We start from the raw sequence: 21258 nt of genomic DNA on the forward strand, positions 1-21258 counted from the left end.
TTACTTGTTCAGCTTGGCAGTCTTGTCGTTTTGCGCCAAAGGAGCAGCGCCAGTCTCAACACGCAAGGCGGTGGTGGCTTGCACCTTGCCGCCAGCGTCCAAGAACTGGGCCGCACCCAAGTAGCGCTCGTTGTTGGCCAGGCCGGACCAGCTCATGCCGGCCACGACATTGCCACCCGACACGACCTTGCCCGGCAAAGCCACGGTGAACTTGCCGCCGAGGTCGCTGGTCGACACCAGCCAGCTCGACAGCTGATAGCTCATGCTGGCCTCAGGACCGCCATAGGCATGCACGCAGACGTTGTAGTCGCCAGCCTCAGGGCTGTTGATCTGCATTGCTTCGTTGGAGCCGTCATTGCCCGAGTTGCCCACCTTGGCACCTGCGGCGTTGTACATCACCATGTCGAAGTCATCAGCACCTGGATGGCTGGTGTCTTGGTTGCGCAGGGCAAACCGAGCCGCCACCGTGCCGGCAGCGATCGTGACCTTGTGCACCTTGACGTTGGCCGTGCTCGCGCCGGCCTTGCAGATGGCTGCAGCGTTGGCGTTAGCATCCGGCGTCAGGGCCACCACGTCACCCAAAGTCGCGGCCTTCAAGCCACCCTTCAGCGCTGTCATGCGGCCGGTGAAACCGCTCTTGACGGTGAACAGCTTGCTGCCGCTGACGCGGTCGCTGGTCTGCTCGGCCGGGGCCGAGATGGCCTTGCCAACCTTGGCGGTCAGCGGGCTCTTGACCACATGGCCGGCGCCGTCGCTCCAGACCACCGAGCCATAGTTCCAGACGCTGTCAGCAGCGGTGGTGGCGGTGAGTTTTACGGTGAAGCTGGCCTTGGCACCGGCGGCCAGTGTCAGCGTTGCAGGCGTTACCACCACATTGAAGCCAGGCAGGCTGGCTGCAGCGGTATAGGTCGCGCTGCTTGCGCCGACGTTGGTGACCGTGCGGGTCATCGTCACCGGCACGGCGCCCAAGACATTGCCGACCGTCAGCGAAGGCAGGTTCAGGTTGTAGGTCTCGTCGAGCGCGCCGCCGGAGCAAGCTGCACCCGTCAAGCTGCCCACCTTGCACTGGTACTTGGTGTAGTCGGCAGCACCCAGATCGAACACCAGACCTGGATCAGCGGCCTTGTTCGGGTCCACATGGCCGGCACCTTGCGACCAAGGCAGCAAGCCGTTTTGCTCGCCAGCCAGGCCGTCGGTCAAGGTGTTGTAGGCGGTCGTCATCAAGGCCGACTTGATCATCGCAGGCGTCCAAGTTGGATGCTGCTGCTTGAGCAAGGTCGCCAGGCCGGCCACATGCGGCGAGGACATCGACGTGCCTTGGTAGGAAGCCCAGGCCGGCAGGCCAGGGGCGGTACCGTTTTCGATCGCGAGCTTCTCGGCTGGAGTCGCTTCGGGCGTCACGCTGGCGACTACGTCCACGCCAGGCGCGGTCAGGTCGGGCTTGAGCACATTGCCATCAAAACGGTTCGGGCCGCGTGACGAGAAGCCGGCCATGATAGGCGCAGGCGTCGTGCCGATGAAGGCCTTGGTGATCGCTGCCTTGGGGCTCACGGTTGCGGCGTAGGTCTTGACCAAGGCGCCGTCGGCCGCACTGATGTGGACGGACGGGATGCTGTGCGCATCGGCCACCAGGCCGGCACCGTTATCGATCAGCACCATGCCGACGCCGCCGGCATTTTGCACCGCCAAGCTCTTATCAACGCGGGCGTTGCCGCCGCGCGTACAAACCACGACCTTGCCGGCCACCTTGGCTGGGTCCAGCAGCACCTGACCGCTCGGAGCTGCGGCGCTGTAGCACAGGTTGGCGTTGGCGCCACCAGCACCGGCTGTATCGGCCAACACCAGGTCGGTCAAGCTCGACAAGGCGGTCTGGCTCAGGGTCGCGCCGGTGTAGCTCGCGCCGTTGCCCAGGCTGACCGTACCCTTGAAGGCGCGGTCATGTGTGGATGCGGCGACCGTGGTCAGCCATGGGCTGATGTGGGCCACTTCATTGGCCGGGCCGCTGTTGCCGGCCGACGCAGCGACGAACACGCCGGCGTTGGTGGCACGCAAGAAGGCTTGCTCAACAGCGTCATTGACGCTGGTGCCGCCGCTGATCGAATAATTGATCACGTTGACGCCGTCTTTGACGGCCTGATCTGCTGCGGCGACGAGGTCGGAGGTAAAGCAGCTGTTCTTGCCGCCCGTAGCGTCAGTGGCATCAGGGAAGGTCCAGCAGACCTTGTAGGCAGCGATGCGGGCGCGCGGTGCCATGCCGGTGGCGACGCCCAGCGGCGTGCCATTGACGATGGCAGTAGCACCCCAGTTGCCGGCCACGGTTGAGGCCGTGTGGTCACCGTGGCCACCATGGCCTACCGTGCCGCCGATCGAGTCACGGGCGGAATTGTCGAACTCGGTCCAATGCAGGGTCGGGTAGTTTGCATGTACGCCGGCATTGAAGTAGCGCGCAGCGACCAACTTGTTATTGCACTTGACGTTGCCGCCGGTGTCGCAAGTGCCTGTGAAGCCCGCGGGAGCGGCACCGTAGTTTTGCGCGTCGGCCGGGTTGAAGCTGGGCACGCCATTGGCGTCCACGCGATCGGCGAAAGCTGGATTTTCGGGCCAGATGCCGCCGTCAAGAATGCCAACGACCATGCCTTCGCCGGCATTGCTGCGGCCAGACAACTGGCTCCACAAACCACCCGGCTTGTCCAGACCCAGGAAGGTCGAGGTCGAGATCGTCAGCAGTTGGCGCATCTCATCGGGCTGCACCGACAGCACGCCGGCGTTGTTCTTCAGCGTAGCGACTTCAGCGTCGGTCAGCATGGCGGCGAAGCCGTTCAGCACCGTGGTGTAGCGGGCAAACACCTCGGCATTGGCCACCGTCTGGGTGACCAGATTTTGCTGGTCACCCAAGTATTGAATGTATTCCTGAACGGCGGGCGCTTCGAAATTGATGCGCCCGATTACACCTGAACGTGACTGTGCAGGTGCCAGTTGTGGCGCGCTGGCGACCGGCTGCGATTGCAGCTGAACGATGTAGGCGCGGCGCGCTTCTTGGGCTTGAGCGCTGGCGGCGAGACCGGCCAGCAGGGCCACAGCGGCCAGGGAAATTGGACGAAGTTTCATTGAACTATTCCTTGAATTGGTTTGACTTGACCGCGAGGCTCAGGCGGCTTGGCGGCGGCGTGCGATGGCGCCAACGGCGACCAGACCCAGACCCATCAAAGCCCAGCTGCTCGGCTCGGGCACTGCTGCCGTCACATTGATGTTGTCAATCGCGTAGTTAGCCAGATTGCCGCCACTGGTGCAGCTGCCTGCAGCATTGCAGGCATAGCCGCGAATTTTGACGAAGCTGAATTCGGTGTTGGCAAAGGCGGCGTTCAAGTTCAAGGTCGCGAAGTTGAAGCTGCCGCCCGATGGTCCGGCCAACGCGAGCTGGCTGGAATTGGCGATAGCGACACCGTCGGCGTTATAGCCGGTCAGAACCAACAGACCGGAGAGGGCTGGATAACTTGCCAGATCAGCGGTCCCAATGAAGCCGGCGCTGAGACTTTGAACCTTGAAGCTAGTGTTGTCGTTGCGACCCAGGTAAAAGTAGCCGTCATCCAACATGGCAATGAATTGGCTATTGTTGCCCTTGGGGCAGCTCAATCCAGCGCCACAGGTATCGGCCAATTGACTGCCGTTGATGACTGCGCCGACCATGTCGCCCGGTTGGGTGGCACCCACACCGTAAGCTTCGGTCCAGTAGGCGCCAAAAGTGTTTTGGCCACCAATCAGGTTGTTCTGGGCATCAAAGCCAGACATGGTAATGAACGGCGAGTCTTGCAACTGCTCGAAGTCCACAACTTCTGCTTGCGCCAAGCTCAAGCCAGCCAACATGGCGGCCGCAGCCGTCGCTTTGATCATCATCGACATCGTCTTCATTTTTTGCCTTTAATCCCAATGGTGGGGGTATTGCGAACCACTGTTTGACTGGCACCGATGGTTCTTGAAGGTAGCAAGAGTCCGGTTCAGTCGACCGTTCAAGCCATGAGTGATCTCTTGATAGTTCAGCTCATTGCGCGAAATTTAGATTCTGCAGATGCAGCACTGCAACTCCATCCCAACTTGCCCGCCCCCCATGCCGGGGGGGAGAGGGTTTGCCCGATACAGGCGACGCCAAAATTCAGCCAATAAGCGGTTATAGGAGCAGCTACTTTTTGCTCAACTCTCCGCTTTATGTCAGGGTTATTACCTAACGCGAAAGATTGGCGGAAAAACATCACTCCGAAAGTGCCTGGACGACCCGACTTTCGGTTCCTTGCACTGGAAGCCTTTTTTTCAGGCAGCCGGGTCTTGGCTTCGCAGCGCCTGGGCGCTGCAGTCATTCCAAACCCGACCAGGATCAGGGCGTGGGAGCCGAGGCCGGGCTTGCGAAAGGGTCGACCTGCTCAGGCAACGGCCCATTTGGAGCGGTAGCGGCCGTAAACACCCAGTCTTGTGCGGTGGCTACGGATGTGCCATCGGTCTGAGATTGCCGCAGCAGCGCGCGTTCAGAGCGGCTGTGAACGGCCGAGAAAGTTTTCGGATTGGCGGCGTCGGGCACCAAGACCCAATCAGGCTTGCCGGTGAACGGGTCAGCATAAGCGCGGCGCAGATGGTGGCGCGTCTTGGGGCCGCGCCGATCGGCCAGCAAGTCATCCAGGCTCGCGGGGTATTGCGCCAGACCCGGCGAGGTCTTCAAGTAACTGCCTATGGCCTGGGCAATTTCATTGCCACGGAATTCCAGCTCGCGCTCGCGCTCACGTTGCGCCGCCGTGCTCCAGGCCTGCCCCAGCGCCGCCAGACCCGCCGCCGTGATGGCGACGAAGAACAGCAGGCCAAGGTAAGTGAAGCCGCGTTGCCGCTGCATGGCCAGACTACCAATCCGCAAAGAGACGTCCATCGCTGGCACGGCCGGCCGCACCGCTGCGCACGTCGTAGACCTGGCCGGTGGCCACCGCGTCGGGCGGCGGCGCCAGCACCACCCAGGCCTCGCGGCTGCCGGTCAGCGGGTCCTCGGGAATCTCGCGGATATAGCGGGCCGTGGCCAGCTCTTCGAGCGTATCGGGGTAACGGCCTTTGTCGGCGGCAAACTGATCGAGTGCATCCCGCATGGTGCTCAGCGAGCTGCGCAGCGCGGTTTCTTTGGACTTTTGCAGGCTATTGAAATAGCGCGGTGCGGCGATCGAAGCCAGCAGCGCCACGATCGCCATCACCACGATCAGTTCGATCAAGGTGAAGCCACTGGCTTTACGAGTATTCAACTTCATCACCAATCCTTGTAGCGCGAGCCGTCCAGCGCACGGCGCTCGGAGCGCGAGAAAACATCGAACACATCACGCCCGGCGCGCGGTTCATCGGGCGGGCTGTCGGCCGCGCGTTGGCCCCAGGTTGCGGCCGGCTCCAGGCTCGCGTCGGCAAAGGGGTCGCGCGGCAAGCGGCGCAACAAATAGAGCTTGCGCCCATCGGTGCTGCGCGCGTCGGGCACGCCTGCCACCAGCGCCTGCAGATTGGGCGGGTAGCCGCTGTCTTCTGGGCTGGCCTTGATTTGGCCGGCCTCGACGGCTTTCTTGTAGGCGTCAAGCGCGCCGCGCAGCGTGCGCAGACCGGCCCGCAACTCATGCTCGCGGCTGCGCTGCACCGACATCTCCAACAGCGGCCGCGCTGAACCGGCCAGCATGGCCAAGATCGCCAGCACCACGAGCATTTCTATGAGTGTGAACCCACGTGTAGACATAGCTCAGCGCGGCGCATCTACCGTCAACAAGCCCGAACCTTCCATCCGCACCGACGCGCTCTCGCCGTTGAGCCCGCTGGCGGACAAGCTGTTCAAGCCGATATTGAGCACTTGGCCGTTGGCGGCGGGCAGCGCACGCAGCACCACCACCCGCTCACCGCGCGGCGCCAGCTCGACGGGCACGCGGCCCGAGCTAGCGCCGCCGCTGGCGCCGGACGGCTGCAGCCTTGTCGAGTCATACTCAAGCTCGCCCCTGACGGTCAGGCCGGAGTCATTCTTCAGCGTCACCGAAACGGTGCCGCCGGCCGCCACCTGAGGCGTCACATCCAGTCGCACGGTGACCTCTTGATTGGCGGCCTCGGCCGCAACGGCCGGCGTCATTGCGTTGGGCAGCGGCCGCGCCAGTGCGGCAGCTTGACCGGCACCGACCGGCGCCACCCCCACCTTGGTATTGGGTTTGAGCAAACTGCTGAAGGCGCCCGGCGAGGCGTCGGTGCCGCTGGCCATGCGCGTCATCGCCACTTCAGGCACAGCCAGGCTGCGCACAATGCGCGGCGTGATCAAGAGCACGACCTCGGTCTTGTTGCGGGTTGAGTTTTGCACGCCAAACAGCGTACCCAACACCGGCATTTCCGACAGGCCAGGGATGCCGCTGGCCGAGCGACGATCTTCGTCGTTGATCAGGCCGGCCAAGACCTGCGTCTCGCCGTCATTCAGGCGCAAGGTGGTCTGGGTCTTGCGGGTACCGATCTCATAGGCGGTGGTGCCGCCCGGGCCGGTGACCTGGCGGATCAAATTGCTGACTTCCAGGCCAATCTTGATCACCACATCGTTGTCGAGCTGAATGCTCGGCTCAACATCGAGCTTCAAGCCAATGTCCAAATAGCTGACCGAGGCCGCCACCGAGGTGGAGCCGGTGAAGTTGGTGGTGGTGGTGAAGACCGGCACCTTCTGGCCGATATGCACATTGGCTTTTTCGCGGTTGCGCACGCGGATTTTCGGGTTGGCGAGGATATTGCCATTGCCCGAGGTGCCGCGAATCGTCGCCGCCACAGCCGGGTTGGCGATCGTGCCGCGAAAGTTATTGCGCTGACCCAACTCGACTTGCCCGGTCACACCGGGCAGACCAAAGTTGACCGTATCGGGCCACTTCAGGCCCAGATCGGTAACGCGGTCGGTCGACAGTTCCATCACCTCGACCTCCAACATCACTTCCGCATCCGGCAGGTCGATCGAGGCAATCAACTTCTCGACCAAACGCATCACTTCAGGGGTGTCACGCACCACCATCAGGTTGAGCCGCTCATCGATATGGATATCGCGCACCTTGGTGATGGTGCGCACCATCGCCTGCACCTGCTTCACGTCGGCGTTAGCCAAAAAAAGCGTGCGGGTGATCAGCTCCTGATGCTCGCGCTGTTTGGCCGCCGTGTTGGGGAAGATCAAGACCGAGCTGTCGTTCAAGAGCTTGCGGTCCAGCCCTTGGGTGGACAGCAGCACGCGCATCGCTTCATCGAGGGACACATTGCGCAAGAAGATTGTCACCTTGGCATCGGCGCGCACATCCTTGTCGAAGACGAAATTGATGTTCGAGCTGCGCGACAAAGCTTCGAAGACCTGGCGCAGCGCGGCGTCGCGAAACTCCAGGGTGACGGGCTTTTGAAACGCCGGGCCCATATCGGTGTTGGCGGCCTCCAGCGGCCGCGCCTGCGCAGATTGGCTCAGCAACAAGCGCGCGCCGGCGTGCCCAGGTGACTCGGCCAGAATTTCCCGCGCCAGCTGCTCACTGCGATCGGGCTTGCCTTCACGCAGGGCCTGGCGGGCCAGCACCAGTTTGGTTTCCTGGCGCCGGCCGCGGTCCAGTTCGGCCTCGAACCAGCTGATGCGCGGGTTTTTGGGGTCCACCTCACGCAGATGCTGCAGCGCCTCGGCGGCTTCGTCCCAGCGGCCGGCCGAGCGCAAACCTTCGATTTGCACCAGCAACCTGGAGGTCAACTGCGATGTGATGCGCAGCTGTGCGACCCGCAGCGACTGCTCATGCGGCTCCAGCTTGCGCGCCTCTTCCAGCACCGCGTAGGCTTGAGGTAACTGATTAGCTCGTACCAGATCGTCCGACTGCCGCAGCGCCGGATGGGTACAGGCGGCCAGCAGCGCGGCAAGCGCCAAGCTAAAAAATAACTGCTTCATGGTGTGGGCTTGAACGAAATGGTTTGATTGAGCTTGGCGGGCAGCCAGGTCAGGCTGAGCCCGCGTTCGGTGACTTGATCGACGCGCCATTGACCGTCCACCACATCACCGGCTTTGACGGCCAAGCTGCGCACAGGGCCGGCCAGCAGGGCCGTGGCTTGATCGCCCTCGACCAAACGGCCAATCAATTGATAGGCGAAGGCCGGCGCCACCGGTTCGGGCGGCGGCGCCGGGGGCGCAGCGACTTGTTTGGGCGCGGGCGGCGGGGGCGGCGGCGCCCAGGCGGCGAAGTAGCTATTGGCCGGCACTTCCCAGGCCTTGCGTTCGACCGCGGCCCAGTTGGTCACGACCAATGCGGATGCAGCGGCAGCGGCCGGCGCGCTCTTGCGCGCCGCGCTTGCCGGCGTGGGCACCCGCCGCTCGCCGGCCACCGGCTGCACCAGCGACTCGTCACCGTCCGGGCTCAGCGCCGACCACAGCGTGGCGGCCAGGGTCAAGGCCAAAGCGCCGCCCAGTGCGTAGCGACGCTTGCCCGAATTGATCTGCTGCGCTTGACTCATGATTTAGCGCCCGCGCTGCGGGGGTCGATGCGGCCATGCAGGGACCAGACCAGATCGGCCTCCAGTTCGGGCGCATTCGGTGAGGCGCGGCGCAGCTTGAGCGCGTCAAGGCTGAGCGCGGGGTCATGGCGCAGGGCCGCGTCGATGAAGGCGCGCAGCTGAGCGTAGCCGCCGGTCAAGGGCATATTGACGCGCAGCCGCTCCAGGCCGGCGGCCGTGTCAAGTGTCAGCCGGTGCTCGGTGCGCGCGCCGACCAGGCCCATCGTCAGGCCAATTTCCAGCAAATCGGCGAGCCGCTGCTGGCGCATCTCGGCATTCGGCAAGGCTTGCTGCCATTGCTGCGGCGTGGCCGGCGCTGCAATAGGGCCGCTCGCCAAACCAGCGGCGCGCTGGCTGCGCAGCTGACGGTTCAGGCCATCGGCCTCGGCCTGCAGCTGCGCGGTCTGCGTGCTCCAGCGCTGGGCCTGCATGAGCAGAACCAAGGCCAGCAACAAGGCCGCCGCACCCAACAGGCCCGGCCAGCCCAGGCGCTTGAGCGCTTGTTTCAATTCCATCCCATGCGCCTTCATTTCTTCTCTTCCTTGGAGGGCAGCGCGGCCAACTCAATTTGCAACAAACTCGGCCGCAGCTTGGCGCTCAGCTCAAAGCGCTGGCCCGACAGGCCTTGCTCGGCATTCTGGAAGCGGCTCAGGACCACATCGGCCCAGGCCGGCGCAGCCGCCAAGCGGTCCACCAGCGCCAGCGCGGCCCCCTTGTCCTGCGCCAAACCTTCCAATCGCAACTCTTGGCGGGCTGCGTTGAAGTCCAAAGCCAACCAACTCAGCGTACCTGCGGGTCCGGCGTCTGCACCGGCCTGTTCGACATTGGCCAGCAAGGCCTCCCAAGGCTGGCGCAGCAGGCCCTGTACCTCGGCGGCACTGCGCTGCTGCTCCAGCTCGGCCGATTTGAGCGGCGCGGCTTTGCTCGTCGGGGCGAGCGGCTTGGGCGCGCCGCTCGCTAGGTTTCGCAGTTCGGCCTGCAGCGCCACTCGCTGCTCGGTGGCCTGCAGCAATTGCTGCCGGCCAAGGCCTGCGCTCCAGCCCGCCAGCAACAGGGCCAGCAAACCCAGGCCCAAGAACGGCCAAGCCAGGCCCGAGCGTGGCGTGCGAGCGCCCAGAAAATCAGGCAGCGGCAAGGCCAGCACACGCGCTGCGGCAGGCACCTCAAACCAAGCCAATTCGGGGCCGCGCGCTTCCAAGCGCCCCGCGACCTGCAGGCCCGGCCAAGCCTGCGAGGCCAGTGGCACGGCCGCATCCAAACCATAGCCGCCGACCCAAATCTTGGCCAGGTGCGCGGGCTCACCTGCCCCGCACAGCTCGCGCAAGGTCTCGGCCAAGGCGACTTGGGTGGGCGCTGCCAGGCGAAGCTGGCGCAAGACGCGCGGCCGGCCATCCTCCAGCAGCAGCCAGGTCAAGACCTGACCCTCCACCCAGGCCAGCGCCGCGCAAGGCGCCTTGAACCATTCCGGCTGCTGTGCGGCCAAGCGCCTCAACAACGGAGCCCAGGCCGGCTGCACGCTGCGCAGAGAGACATCAAATTGTTGGGCCGACGCCTGCAAGGCCGCGCCGGCCGCGCCATGCAGCGCGCTGGCGCCACATTGTTCGGGCTCGCCTGCGCTGCTCACCCGCCAACTGGCGATGGCCCAATGTTTAGCGGCAGCGCCGAAATAATGCCCGAACAGCTGGCGCGCATAGGCCTGCAAGGCGCCCTCGTCTTGCAGCGGCAAGCCGGCCTCGCAGACCAGCTCATGCAGCAGCTGCGCCGACACGGTGATCTCGGCCGCCGCGCCAGGATGCGCGCGGCACCAATCGGCAAAAGACTGGGGCCTGACGTCGCCGGCTTGGCTGACGCCGTCCGGGCCAAGGAAGAGCGCTTGCGGCTGCGCGAAGTTGGCGAGCAAGCGCTGTCGAAGCCGCTTGAATGCATAGGGACTGCTATTCATCGAGGGTGACCCTCTCCAATTCCTCGAAGGTGGTCTCGCCCCGGCAGACCGCCGCCAAAACCATGCTGCGCAGCGGCTTCATGCCGCGCGCGCGGGCGGCCTCCTTGATTTGCGACATCGGCGCGCGCGCCGCGATCAGGTCGCGCAGCGCGTCGTCGAGCTTGAGCAACTCGGCCACCGCGCGCCGGCCCTTGTAGCCAGTGCCACGGCAGTGGCCGCAGCCTTCGCCTTTGAGGAAGTTCGTGTCTTTTTCGTCGCTCAGGGACGCGCCGGGCCGCCCCAAGCTTCCCTGCTCCCCCTCGGGGGGGCGGTCGCCGGATTCCGGCGTCCTTGGGGGCAAATTCAAGCCATAACGAGCCAGAGTGGCAGCATCGGGCTGAAACGGCCGCGCGCAATGCTTGCAGGTCAGCCGCACCAGGCGCTGCGCCAACACCGCATTCAGCGCCGAGACGACGTTGTACAGGTCCAACCCCATATGCATGAAGCGGCCGATCACATCGAAGGCGTTATTGGCGTGCACAGTGGAGAACACCAAGTGGCCGGTCAGCGCAGCCTGCACCGCGATCTGCGCGGTCTCGGCGTCACGGATTTCGCCCACCATCACGCGGTCGGGGTCGTGACGCAGGATGGAGCGCAGGCCGCGTGAGAAGGTCAGGCCTTTTTTCTCGTTGACGGGGATCTGCACCACGCCGGCGAGCTGATACTCGACCGGGTCTTCGATCGTGATGATCTTGTCATCGCCAGTGTGGATCTCGGCCAGCGTCGCATACAAGGTCGTCGTCTTGCCGCTGCCGGTCGGCCCGGTCACCAGCAACATGCCATGCGGCTGGCGCGCCTGGGCGCGGATCGCCGCGCGCTCGTCGGGCGGGAAGCCGAGTGCATCCAGCGTCAGGCTGCCGCCGGTCTGCTCGATGCGGGCGCGGTCCAAGACCCGCACCACCGCGTCTTCACCGAACACGCTGGGCATGATGGACAGACGGAAGTCCACCACCCGGCCCTGCACCTTGAGCTGAAAGCGGCCGTCCTGCGGCAGCCGGCGCTCGCCGATGTCCAGCTCCGACATCACCTTCAGCCGCGACACCAGCTGCTCGGCCACCGGCGCACCGTCAACCGTGCGCACCATCGACATCACACCGTCGACGCGAAAGCGGATAGACGCGCCGCGCGCCGTGCATTCGATATGCACATCGCTGGCGCCGTCTTGCAGCGCGTCGTACAAGGTCGCATTGAGCAGGCGCACCACCGGGCTGGCCTGCTCGGACATCATCAGCGCCGACAGCTCCAGCGCGCCGCCATCGGCTTCGCCGTCGATCACGGCCTCCTCGACATCGGACAGCGCGCGGAAATCCGCCTCGCCGGCACCCAGCCAATGAGTGATGGCCGCCGACTCGCAGCGCAGCCAGCGGACCGGCTCCTGCAGCCGCGCCTCAACGCTCTGCAGCAGCAGCGGGTCGGCCGCGCGGTCGCCCAAGAGCATCTTGCGGCCACCTGCGCCCAGCGCCAAGACGGCGCGCCAGCGCTGCGCCTGAGCTTGCGGCCAATGCTCGAAGTCGAGCTGCCAGGGCCCGAACTCTGGTGGCAAGACATCCGCCAGAGAATGCGTGCTAACGGTGGTGTTCACTGGACTTGTTCCACCAATTGGAATATGGGCAAATACATCAAAACAATAATCCCGCCTATCAACACACCCATGATCAACATCAGCGCCGGGTTGATCGCCCGCGTCAGCAGCTCGGTCAGGCGCGCCGCTTCTTCGTCGTGAAAGGCGGCCGCGCGCTCCAGCATCGCCGCCACCTCGCCGCTGCGCTCGCCCACCCGCACCATGCGGCGCGCCACCGGCGTGGCCAAGTCATTGGCCTCCAAAGCCTCGGACAGGCGCTCGCCGCGCTCAATCTGCGCGGCCGCTGCGGCCACTGCCGGCCGCCAGGGCTCGGCCACCACGTCCTGCACGATGCGCAGACTCGCCAACACCGGCACGCCCGAGGCCAAGAGCATGGCCAGGCTGCGATACAGACGCGCCAAGGCCAGCACGCGCAGCCTCGGCCCCAGGCCTGGCAGCGTCCACAAGCTGGCCTGCACGCGCCGGCGCAGGCCCGGCTGGCGCCACACCGCCACCGCCAGCACAGCGAGCGCCGCGATGCCCGCCAACACCGCAAAAGGATGGGCACCGGCGGTTTGGCCAAAGCCAATCAAGACCCGCGAGGCCCAAGGTAAGTCATTGCCCAGCCCGTCCAGAATGCCGGCAAAGCGCGGCAAGACATAGAGCAGCAGAAACAAAATCACCGCGCCGCCCACCGTCAACAGCATCAGCGGATAGACGCAGGCCGCGATCAAGCGCGCGCGCAGACTCTCGACCCAGGCCAGGTAGCGCGCATGTTGCGCCAGCGCAGCGCTGAGCTGGCCGGTGCGCTCATTGGCGGCAACGATGGCGCAGATCAATTCGTCAAAAGCTTGCGGCTGCTCGCGCAGCGCCACCGACAAGGCCTGACCCTGCTCGATATGTGCAATCACCGCGTCCAGCGCCAGCACCACCGATTCGCTGGCCTCCTTCTCGCGCAAGGTGTTGAGCGCGTCCAGCAAAGAGATACCGGCATCGAGCAGCACGGCCAATTCCTGGCTGAACAATTGCAAGGGGAACTTCTTGCCCGCAGTTCGGCCCGCGCGCCCGGCCTTGGCCGGCAAGGCTTCTTGTACATCCAGCACATGCTGGGGCGCGACGCCCAAAGCGGCAGCCACCGACTGCCGGTCGGGCGCGTCAACGCGCTGCGTACGCACCCCATCGGGGTGAAACACGCGGGTCAGGTAAACAGGCATGGGTTGGCCAATTTCGGCGCTTCAGGCGCTCTCAAGCAGGAACCAAGACTCACCAACTGACCAGGTCCGCGTCTTCGCCTTCGCCACCCGGACGGCCGTCACGGCCAAAGGACAGCAGATCGTACTCACCATGCTCGCCCGGCGAGCGATACTGGTAGTCGTTCTTCCAGGGGTCTTTGGGCACGGCCTTGCTCAGATAAGGGCCGGCCCAGCGCGGCTCATCGGCCGGCTTGGCCACCAGCACCGCCAGACCCTGCTCGGTCGTGGGGTAACGCCCCACATCCAAGCGGTATTGATCGAGTGACTTTTGCAAGCCGTCGATCTGCGCCTTGGCCGCCTTGACCTCGGATTTGCCGATCTGGCCAAAGAACTTCGGGCCGACATAGCCGGCCAACAGGCCGATGATGACCATTACCACCAGCAGCTCCAGCAGGGTGAAGCCGCGCGACCGATGCGGTCGGCCGCTTGCGATGCCGTCTATGTTTTTAAATGCTTCCATCTTGAAACTACTTCACATTTTCTTTGTTTAAGCGGCTCAGAGCCTGGCCACAACAAGGCCAAGCCCACACTATTCCATTGAAACAGCGCCAGCGCCATTGGGACTTGACCACCCCTCATTCAGGGGAATATGACACTGTAGCGGCCGCGCATGACAATCTGCCCGGCTCACGCGGGCCACAGGCGCGCTGCCCGCGTGAGGCCACACGCCAAGTCTCAAGCCCTATTTCATTGCGACATCACGCGCATTCAAACCTGAGCCAGCATGGCCAGCATCACCCCGATCAGGCCGGCCACCATCAAAACCACAATAGGAAGCAGACTGAGAAAAAACCCCAAGGTTCGGCTGCGCGGCTCACGGATATAGCTGCGCGCATACAGGGTGCGGCCAAACAAATAGACCGCCCCGATGGCCGCCATCCAGTTCGGCGACCAAAACTGAGCGGCCAGCCACATGGCCGGCAAATAGGCCACCAGCAACTCCAAGGTGTTCATCTGCACCCGGTAGTAACGCTCAAAGCGCTCATGGCCGGTGATCGCGGGTGCCTTGATGGCGTAGGCCGTGCGGGCCCGGCCCACCAGGGCCGTGAAGGTCATGTACTGCGCAACAGCCAGCAGGCTGACAAAAATAAGAGCGTTCATAGACGGATTGAAGCTAAGAAGTGCCCGCATTCTGAGGCCGTTAGGCCCTCATTGCAGCAGATGACGTTTAAAGAAATCTGCAATGGCGCGGTCCAACGCCGGCAAGGCCGAGCGATCAAAGCCCGGCGGATCGTTGAGCAGCTCACCCAGCAAACCGTTCAAACCCGGTGGCAGCGGCGACAGCAGCGCCCCATGCCCGCCCTGCGGCAGATCGGCCAGCCATTCGCATGCAGCGCCGCAGGCCTTGAGCACCGCGTCGCTATGCCACTGCGGATGCAGCCAGCGGTCTTGCCGGGCCGACACCAAGGCTAGCGGCAGGCGCGGGTGAGCAAAGGAGGCCATGTCGAAGTCGGCGGCCGCCGGCACTGCCGCGACCACGGCCGCAATGCGCACATCGGCATAGGCCTGCGGCTGGGCGTCAGCGAACTTGAGCGCAATGATCTGCCGCGCCAACCAGGTTTTGGGGCCGTCCAGCCAAGACCCGGTCAGCTGGGTCGCCAGGCCCACGCAGAACTGAAAATCACCGAGCAAGTTCGCCTCGCAGTGTGCGCGAAAGCCGGCCGGCGACCAGCGCCCACCGGCCAGACTCAGCACCGTGTGACCACCGGCCGACATGCCGTAAGCGCCGACTTTGTCCAGCGCCAGCAGCGGCCCAAAGCGCGCATCGCCAGCCACCGCGTCGATGGCGCGCGACATTTCGGCCGGCCGCAGCTGCCAGGAATCGGGGCCCGGCCGGCTCGGGTCTTTGTAGTTGTCCGCCCGGTGCTCGGGCATCGCAACGACAAAGCCGGCCTCGACCAAGGCGCGCGCCAGATCGGCATGCACGATAGGCGAGCCGCCCGAGCCATGCGAGATCAACACCAGGCGACCGTTGCCGCGCTGCGGCGGCGCATGCAGCGCCACCCGCAAACTCATGCGGCCAAGCTTGAGCGGACTTTCAGCGACAGGCGTCGGGTAAAAAAGCGTCACCGGGCCAGCCAGCTCGGCCGCCACAGGACCGGGCGGAACGGCGATCTCGGTCATGCCCATCTGGGCCACCGCAGTCAGCTGGGCCAAGCCCAGCCCCAACAGGGCGCTCCAGGTTTTCAATTTGCAAATCACATCCGGCAGTTTCATCGTCAGGCTCCAGGCTGCTTTGTCCAAGGCACCCGCCTTTGGACTTGAGGCCCGCAGAATGCCCACAGCCCGGGCGCCGGTCTGGCCGAAAACCGCGATTGCAGCTTTCGGCCAGACCGTTTTCAGGAATCGGCCAGCGCTTGTTGCCGGTATTCGCTCGGCGTCAGACCGGTGGCGGCCTTGAAGGCGCGGTTGAACGGGCCAATCGACTGAAAGCCCACTTCCAGCGCGATCGTCAGCACCGAACTCGATCGCCGCGCCGGCGCCGCCAAGGCCACGCGGGCTTCGTCCAGCCGGTAGCTGTTGACGAAGCTGTTGAAGTTGCGCTGCCCCAGGCCTTGGTTGATCAGGAGGCGCAATCGATACTCGGGCAACTGCATGCGCTCGGCCAGCCGGGCCAGGCTCAGGTCTTCACTGCGATAGAAGCGCTCATCCAGCATCAGCCGCTGCAAGCGAGCCAGCAAGGCTTGCTCGACCGGATCAGAACGATCGGCTGAATCCGCGGCCTGTTTGGCGGTTTTTTCAAGCAGCGGGCCATCAGTCACCAGCGCCTTTCGAAAGAACAAGCCTGGCACCGGCATGCGCAGCAAGCCCCAAGCCAGCACCAGCGCGATCAGCAGCAAGCCGGCCATGTCGAAGCTGGCCGACTGAGCCGTCAAGCGGCCCTGCGGCGCTTGCAGACGCACAGCCACCATGGCCGCCATATAGATGCCGCCAGCGATCACGACAAAGGCTCTCAGGCGCCGACGCCGCTCAACCAAATCGCCCTGCCAATGGCGCAGCGCCGTCAGCCCGATCAAAACGCCAAACCATAAAGGCAAGAGCCGCTGCACCCGCAGCGCAGCCGCCGCCAGCGGCCAATGCTGGGTTTGGCCAGCCAACCAGGCGCAGTTCAGAAAGCCCAAACCCGCCACAGCCAGCCAAATCAGGCCATGCTTGGGGCCCAAGGCAAATTCATCATCAAACAGCGCCCGTGCAAACAGCCAGAACAGCGCCGCGTTGCCGACCGCCACCGCCACCCAGGGCGCCTGCCAAGGCCCGCCGACCTCGGCTTCGAACAGCGGCGCGGAACTGATGACCTGCACCATCAAGCCCAGCGCCAGCAAGGCGCCCAAGACGGCCACGATGCTGCGGCGGGTCGCCGAGTCACGCAGCAGATTGGCGCCCAGCAAGCCCAACACCACCAGCACGCCGCCACGCAGCGCAGCGTCAATGGCGGCAGTTATAAGGGCTGAGGTCGAAGCAACATTGACGGGCATGGGCCGATGATAGAGCGCTGCCGGCTAGCGACGGGTCAGCGCCCAAGCCCGAGCTCAAGCTCAGGCGCGGACCGAGGCACGACGGCAAAAATGGAAGCCGGCACAGCAACCCCGCCCACTTGCAGCCGATTGCGCGCGACGCCCTCCAATTGCGCCCCACATTTGCGAGCCACGCCTTCGCTGGGCATGTTGCCAAGCGCCACCACGATCTCAACGCGCTGCATGCCGAGCTGACTGAAAGCGTAGGGCAGCAAGGCCTGAACCGTATGCAAGGCCACGCCTCGTCTTTGCGCGGTCTGCCGCACCCAATAGCCCAGATTGCAAAAGAGATGCTGCTGATTGATTGAGTTCAGCCCGGCGCCGCCCAGGAACTCATGGGTCGCCAACGAAAAAATGCCGAACTCGTGGGCGGTGCCAGAGGCAAGGCCGGCCCGGCAGAGTTGAAACCAGTGGAGCGCGTCTTGCTCTGAGAAAGCGGGCTGGCACCAGGACATCCATGGCCCAACCGAGGCCGCCGATTCGCGCGCAGCGGCGGCGAAGCCCTCGGCATCGCTGTCTTCAAAGGCTCGCAGAACCAGGCCTGCGGACCGAATCGCCTGCATAGCTGCAATGCTCATGGTTTAGGTTCGTGGAGCCGACCGAACTTGGGGCGCCGCGCCTCCAGGGCCAAACTCGCCGTAGCTCACGACAAGCAAAACTGAGGCGGTAACTGTGCCAAGGAAGATCAGAACGAAGCTGACGTACCAAAGTTCAGTCACATGCCCAATCTTGGCTTTCACGCCGCCGCCACTCTCACGCACGAGGACCGGCACAAGGTCCCCTAGCCTTGGCCGCCCACCCGAGGCCGCCACCGTACTGCGAAGCTCTAGGCGCTGGCCATTGGCCAACGAAAACGCAACTCGGTAGTAGCGCATGTTCCGGCCATAGCTGCGGAAATTCCATTCGCTGACCACGGTCGCGCTGATCCGATAGGCCGCGCGTACGAATCGAATCTGTCGCACGACCGCAAAGAGGCCGCCGGCCAGAGCGCCAGCGCTCAAAATGGAAAGAATGACAACAGCAACTGACATCTCATTTTCGATGGAAACCGAAACGAGTCGCGCAAGCCCCCAGAGCGGGCTTGCCGGCCCAGGGCTGCCGCCTCGTCCTCAGTCCCCGAACACGACCTTCTTGCGCTCCCCCACCCAGCCCTCCAGCTGCGGGCCATAGACTTCCTCGACCCGGTTGCGTTTGATCTTGAAGGTAGGAGTGATGAAGCCGTTGTCCACCGTCCACGGCGTCTTGATGACGACCAGGCAGTCGAGCTGCTCATGCGGGTCGAGCTTGGCGTTGATCTCGTCCAAGTGAGCGCCGAGCTGCGTGCTGAGCGCGTCTCGCTCGGCCGCCGTGCCGCTGTGGCCGGCCGCGTCCGGCGACAGCATCACCACGCCGACCGGCTGGCCCATGCTGGCCCCGGTCACCACGCAGGCTTCCACGGATGGATGCTGGCCCAGGCGGTCTTCAATCGGCGCCGGTGCCACATACTTGCCCTTGCTGGTTTTGAACAAATCCTTGACCCGGCCGGTGATGCGCAACAAGCCTTTGGCATCAATCTGCGCCTTGTCGCCGGTGCGTAGCCAACCGTCAGCGGTGATGACCTCGGCGGTCAGCTCGGGCTGCTTGTAGTAGCCCAGCATCAAAGCGGGGCTGCGCATCAGCAACTCGCCGTTGGCGGGGTCGATACGTGTCTCAATGCCTTCATAGGCCGGGCCAACCGTGCCGATTTGATCTTCACCCGGCATGGTGATGTGCGAGACGGCCAGGTTCTCGGTCATGCCGTAGCCTTCGCAAATACCCAGGCCTAACTTTCGATACCAGCGCAGCAACGCGACCGGCATCGGAGCGGCGCCACCGGCGGCGATCCGGCATTGATCCAGGCCAAGCGCCTTCAGCACCTTGCCGCGCACCAGGCCGCCGATGATGGGCAGCGAGAGCAAGAAGTCGAGTTTCTTCTGCGGCATCTTGGCCTGCACGCCTTGCTGGAACTTGACCCAAAGGCGCGGCACCGAGAAGAAGACGGTCGGGCGAGCACGCTGCAGATCAGCCGCGAAAGTGTCCAGGCTGTCGGCAAAGTACACGGCGAAGCCGGTACGCAGCCAGCCATGCTCGACCAGCACCCGCTCCACCACATGGGCCAACGGCAGATAAGACAGCATGCGGTCGTCCGCACTCATCGGAATGCGCTTGAGCGCGGTGCTCAGCGCCCAGGCGAAGGCGCCAAAGGAATGCATCACCCCCTTGGGCGCGCCGGTGGTGCCCGAGGTGTAGATCAGCGTGGCCAAGTCATCGGCCTGGCGCATCGGCTCGCCCACCAGAGGCTGATTGCGCGCGCAAATGGCGTCCCATCCTTCATAAGACTTCTTGGCATCGTCAGGCGAAAGCGGGTAGCTGATGCAAGGGAGCCCCTCGGGCACACCGGGCTTCATGCCGGCCCAGCCATCGAGCTTGCCGACGAAACAGGCCTTGGCCTCGCTGTGCTCCAAAATTTGCCGAATCGTGTCGGGCGCCAGTGTTGGATAGAGCGGCACCGAGACATAACCGGCCATCCAGATGGCCAGGTCGCTCATCAACCACCAGGCGCAGTTCTTCGACAGAATCGCCACCTTGGCGCCGGGCTCCCAGCCTTGCGCCTTCAGGTGAGTGGCCATGCGCCGTACTTGGTCGCCGACCTGGCTCCAGGTCAGCTCCTGAACGGCCCCGCCACCGAGCGGTTGCGTCAAGGCCACCCGTGAGCCCAGACTGCGCTCCCAATGGTAGAAACGTTGCAGGGCCAGGCTGTCGGCGGGAATGGTCGGCATTTGTTTTGTCTCCGTTGAATTTATGACATTCAGAATCTGAGACTAGCCAAGGTCGCGCCCACAGCCTAGCGGGTTTATGCGGGGATGTGGCGCTTCAGAGTCACACCCCTAGTTCCTGCTCTGGCCTGGGCATGCCCGAGCTTACTCAGCCTCGGCCGCCAGCAGCGCCGCCAAGGCCTCGAGCACGGCTGCGTTGTTGATGCCGGGAGCCAGATGCACCGGCGCCGCAGCAAGCGCGGCCGCACCTTCACGTTTCAGGCGCGCCACCCATTGACCGGCATCGCGCCCGCCGGCAAAGCCCGAGCTTTGCAGCAACAGGCTGCCGTCGGCCGCATTGAGCTTGAAGTAGAACTGCCCGTCGGCCTCGCGGAACTGCTTGAACACCGGCAAGGCGGCTTTCGCATGCTTGACCGGCGCGGCCACCACCGCCGGTGCCGAAAAATTACGCAGGCCGACCGCCTGGCGCAGTTCGGCCAGCAAGGGCGCTGCGACCGCGCGCGCTTTGGCCGCACCGGCCTGCAGCGTCGCCTCGATCAACTCCGGCTGCGCCATCAAGGCCTCAAAACGACTGCGCAGCGGCGCGATCTCGGCATCGATCAACTCGAATAATTGCTGCTTGGCCTCGCCCCAGGCCAGGCCGGCCCGCAAGTCGGCGCGGAACTGCTGACGCTGCGCGGCCGTCGCGAAGGCGTCATAAATCGTCACCAGGGTCTGGCCCTCGGGCTCTTTGGGCTCGCCGGGCAGCTTAGAGTCGGTGACGATGCGGGCAATCGCGTCCTTCAAGCCCTTGGCACCCCCCTCGAACAGCGGAACGCTGTTGTCATAGCTTTTGCTCATCTTGCGGCCGTCCAAGCCCGGCAGCAGTGCCACGTCTTCTTCGACATTGGCTTCGGGCAATACAAAGAACTCCTTGCCCTGACCAAACAGATGATTGAAACGCTGCGCCACATCGCGCGCCATCTCGATGTGCTGGACCTGGTCACGGCCGACCGGCACGCGGTGGGCATTGAACATCAGAATATCGGCCGCCATCAGGATCGGATAGCTGTACAAACCCATGGTGATGCCGGCGTCCGGGTCCTCACCGGCTGCCACATTGGCGTCCACTGCGCCCTTGTAGGCATGGGCCCGGTTCATCTGGCCCTTGGAGGTCACGCAGGTCAGCAGCCAGGTCAGTTCGGGGATCTCGGGGATATCGCTTTGGCGATAGAAGGTCACGCGCGAGGTGTCCAGGCCGGCCGCCAGCCAGACCGCTGCGATCTCCAGGCGTGAGCGGTTGATGCGCTCCGGGTCATCGCATTTGATCAGCGCGTGATAGTCAGCCATGAAGAAAAAACTCTCCACGCCCGGCTCCTGGCTGGCGGCAATCGCGGGGCGCACCGCGCCGACATAGTTGCCCAGATGCAGGGTGCCGGTGGTGGTGATGCCGGTCAGAACGCGTTGGAATGGGCGGGGAATAGCGCTTTGGGTCATGGTGAAATCAACTGGCAAATCGAAGAGCGGCCCGGCTGGCGAGAATCACCGCGCCTGGGCACAAGGGGTCAGGCATTGTCACAGCATGCCGCTCGGTTGCGCGCTGCGTTCATTTTGCTGCCCTGCAAGCACCTCAAACGGCTAGCAT

The 21258-nt window shown here is 64.3% G+C and carries 19 protein-coding genes; all 19 read right to left on the reverse strand.

What is annotated here, in order from left to right; translation table 11 throughout:
• A complete protein-coding gene (locus tag LNV09_RS05860) occupies positions 1-3108 on the reverse strand; it encodes a S8 family serine peptidase (protein ID WP_263556145.1) in 3108 nt (1035 codons plus the stop codon).
• A 39-nt stretch (positions 3109-3147) separates the two neighbouring features.
• On the reverse strand, positions 3148-3909 hold the full coding sequence (locus LNV09_RS05865; RefSeq protein WP_263556146.1) for an NF038120 family PEP-CTERM protein: 762 nt from the start codon (positions 3907-3909) through the stop codon (positions 3148-3150).
• A 460-nt stretch (positions 3910-4369) separates the two neighbouring features.
• A complete protein-coding gene (locus LNV09_RS05870; RefSeq protein WP_263556147.1) occupies positions 4370-4876 on the reverse strand; it encodes a type II secretion system protein in 507 nt (168 codons plus the stop codon).
• Positions 4877-4883: 7 nt separating this feature from the next.
• Positions 4884-5276 carry a type IV pilin protein gene (locus LNV09_RS05875; RefSeq protein ID WP_263556148.1) on the reverse strand — a complete coding sequence of 131 codons (393 nt, stop codon included), beginning with the start codon at positions 5274-5276 and terminating at the stop codon, positions 4884-4886.
• On the reverse strand, positions 5276-5743 hold the full coding sequence (locus LNV09_RS05880) for a type II secretion system protein (RefSeq protein WP_263556149.1): 468 nt from the start codon (positions 5741-5743) through the stop codon (positions 5276-5278). The genes LNV09_RS05875 and LNV09_RS05880 overlap by 1 nt, the downstream gene beginning before the upstream one ends.
• Positions 5744-5746: 3 nt before the next feature.
• Positions 5747-7930 carry a secretin GspD/PilQ domain-containing protein gene (locus LNV09_RS05885; RefSeq protein WP_263556150.1) on the reverse strand — a complete coding sequence of 728 codons (2184 nt, stop codon included), beginning with the start codon at positions 7928-7930 and terminating at the stop codon, positions 5747-5749.
• Positions 7927-8490, reverse strand: a complete 564-nt coding sequence (locus tag LNV09_RS05890) for a hypothetical protein (protein ID WP_263556151.1) — start codon at positions 8488-8490, stop codon at positions 7927-7929. Before LNV09_RS05890 ends, LNV09_RS05885 begins: the two co-directional genes overlap by 4 nt.
• The gene (locus LNV09_RS05895) at positions 8487-9059 is read right to left on the reverse strand and encodes a hypothetical protein (RefSeq protein WP_263556152.1); all 573 of its coding nucleotides are present in this window, start codon (positions 9057-9059) and stop codon (positions 8487-8489) included. The genes LNV09_RS05890 and LNV09_RS05895 overlap by 4 nt, the downstream gene beginning before the upstream one ends.
• A complete protein-coding gene (locus tag LNV09_RS05900; protein ID WP_263556153.1) occupies positions 9056-10471 on the reverse strand; it encodes a PilN domain-containing protein in 1416 nt (471 codons plus the stop codon). The genes LNV09_RS05895 and LNV09_RS05900 overlap by 4 nt, the downstream gene beginning before the upstream one ends.
• Positions 10464-12092 carry a GspE/PulE family protein gene (locus LNV09_RS05905; protein ID WP_263556154.1) on the reverse strand — a complete coding sequence of 543 codons (1629 nt, stop codon included), beginning with the start codon at positions 12090-12092 and terminating at the stop codon, positions 10464-10466. Before LNV09_RS05905 ends, LNV09_RS05900 begins: the two co-directional genes overlap by 8 nt.
• The gene (locus LNV09_RS05910) at positions 12089-13285 is read right to left on the reverse strand and encodes a type II secretion system F family protein (protein WP_263556155.1); all 1197 of its coding nucleotides are present in this window, start codon (positions 13283-13285) and stop codon (positions 12089-12091) included. The genes LNV09_RS05905 and LNV09_RS05910 overlap by 4 nt, the downstream gene beginning before the upstream one ends.
• A gap of 49 nt (positions 13286-13334) precedes the next feature.
• Positions 13335-13784: a type II secretion system major pseudopilin GspG gene (gene gspG, locus LNV09_RS05915; RefSeq protein ID WP_263556156.1), complete on the reverse strand. Its 450-nt coding sequence runs from the start codon at positions 13782-13784 to the stop codon at positions 13335-13337.
• A 248-nt stretch (positions 13785-14032) separates the two neighbouring features.
• The gene (locus LNV09_RS05920; RefSeq protein ID WP_263556157.1) at positions 14033-14425 is read right to left on the reverse strand and encodes an MAPEG family protein; all 393 of its coding nucleotides are present in this window, start codon (positions 14423-14425) and stop codon (positions 14033-14035) included.
• A 48-nt stretch (positions 14426-14473) separates the two neighbouring features.
• Positions 14474-15541: an alpha/beta hydrolase family protein gene (locus LNV09_RS05925; RefSeq protein WP_318023271.1), complete on the reverse strand. Its 1068-nt coding sequence runs from the start codon at positions 15539-15541 to the stop codon at positions 14474-14476.
• Between the two features lie 122 nt (positions 15542-15663).
• Entirely contained in the window at positions 15664-16800 is a 1137-nt protein-coding gene (locus tag LNV09_RS05930) for a helix-turn-helix domain-containing protein (protein WP_263556158.1), read from the reverse strand.
• Positions 16801-16835: 35 nt separating this feature from the next.
• The gene (locus tag LNV09_RS05935; protein ID WP_411969224.1) at positions 16836-17417 is read right to left on the reverse strand and encodes a GNAT family N-acetyltransferase; all 582 of its coding nucleotides are present in this window, start codon (positions 17415-17417) and stop codon (positions 16836-16838) included.
• A 3-nt stretch (positions 17418-17420) separates the two neighbouring features.
• Positions 17421-17870 carry a hypothetical protein gene (locus LNV09_RS05940; RefSeq protein ID WP_263556159.1) on the reverse strand — a complete coding sequence of 150 codons (450 nt, stop codon included), beginning with the start codon at positions 17868-17870 and terminating at the stop codon, positions 17421-17423.
• Positions 17871-17948: 78 nt separating this feature from the next.
• Positions 17949-19637: an AMP-binding protein gene (locus tag LNV09_RS05945; RefSeq protein WP_263556160.1), complete on the reverse strand. Its 1689-nt coding sequence runs from the start codon at positions 19635-19637 to the stop codon at positions 17949-17951.
• Between the two features lie 141 nt (positions 19638-19778).
• Positions 19779-21110 (reverse strand): tryptophan--tRNA ligase, encoded by a 1332-nt coding sequence (locus LNV09_RS05950; RefSeq protein WP_263556161.1) that lies wholly within the window; start codon positions 21108-21110, stop codon positions 19779-19781.
• Positions 21111-21258: the final 148 nt, after the last annotated feature.

The organism is Paucibacter sp. B2R-40 (assembly GCF_025717555.1).
Taxonomy (GTDB): domain Bacteria; phylum Pseudomonadota; class Gammaproteobacteria; order Burkholderiales; family Burkholderiaceae_C; genus Paucibacter_A.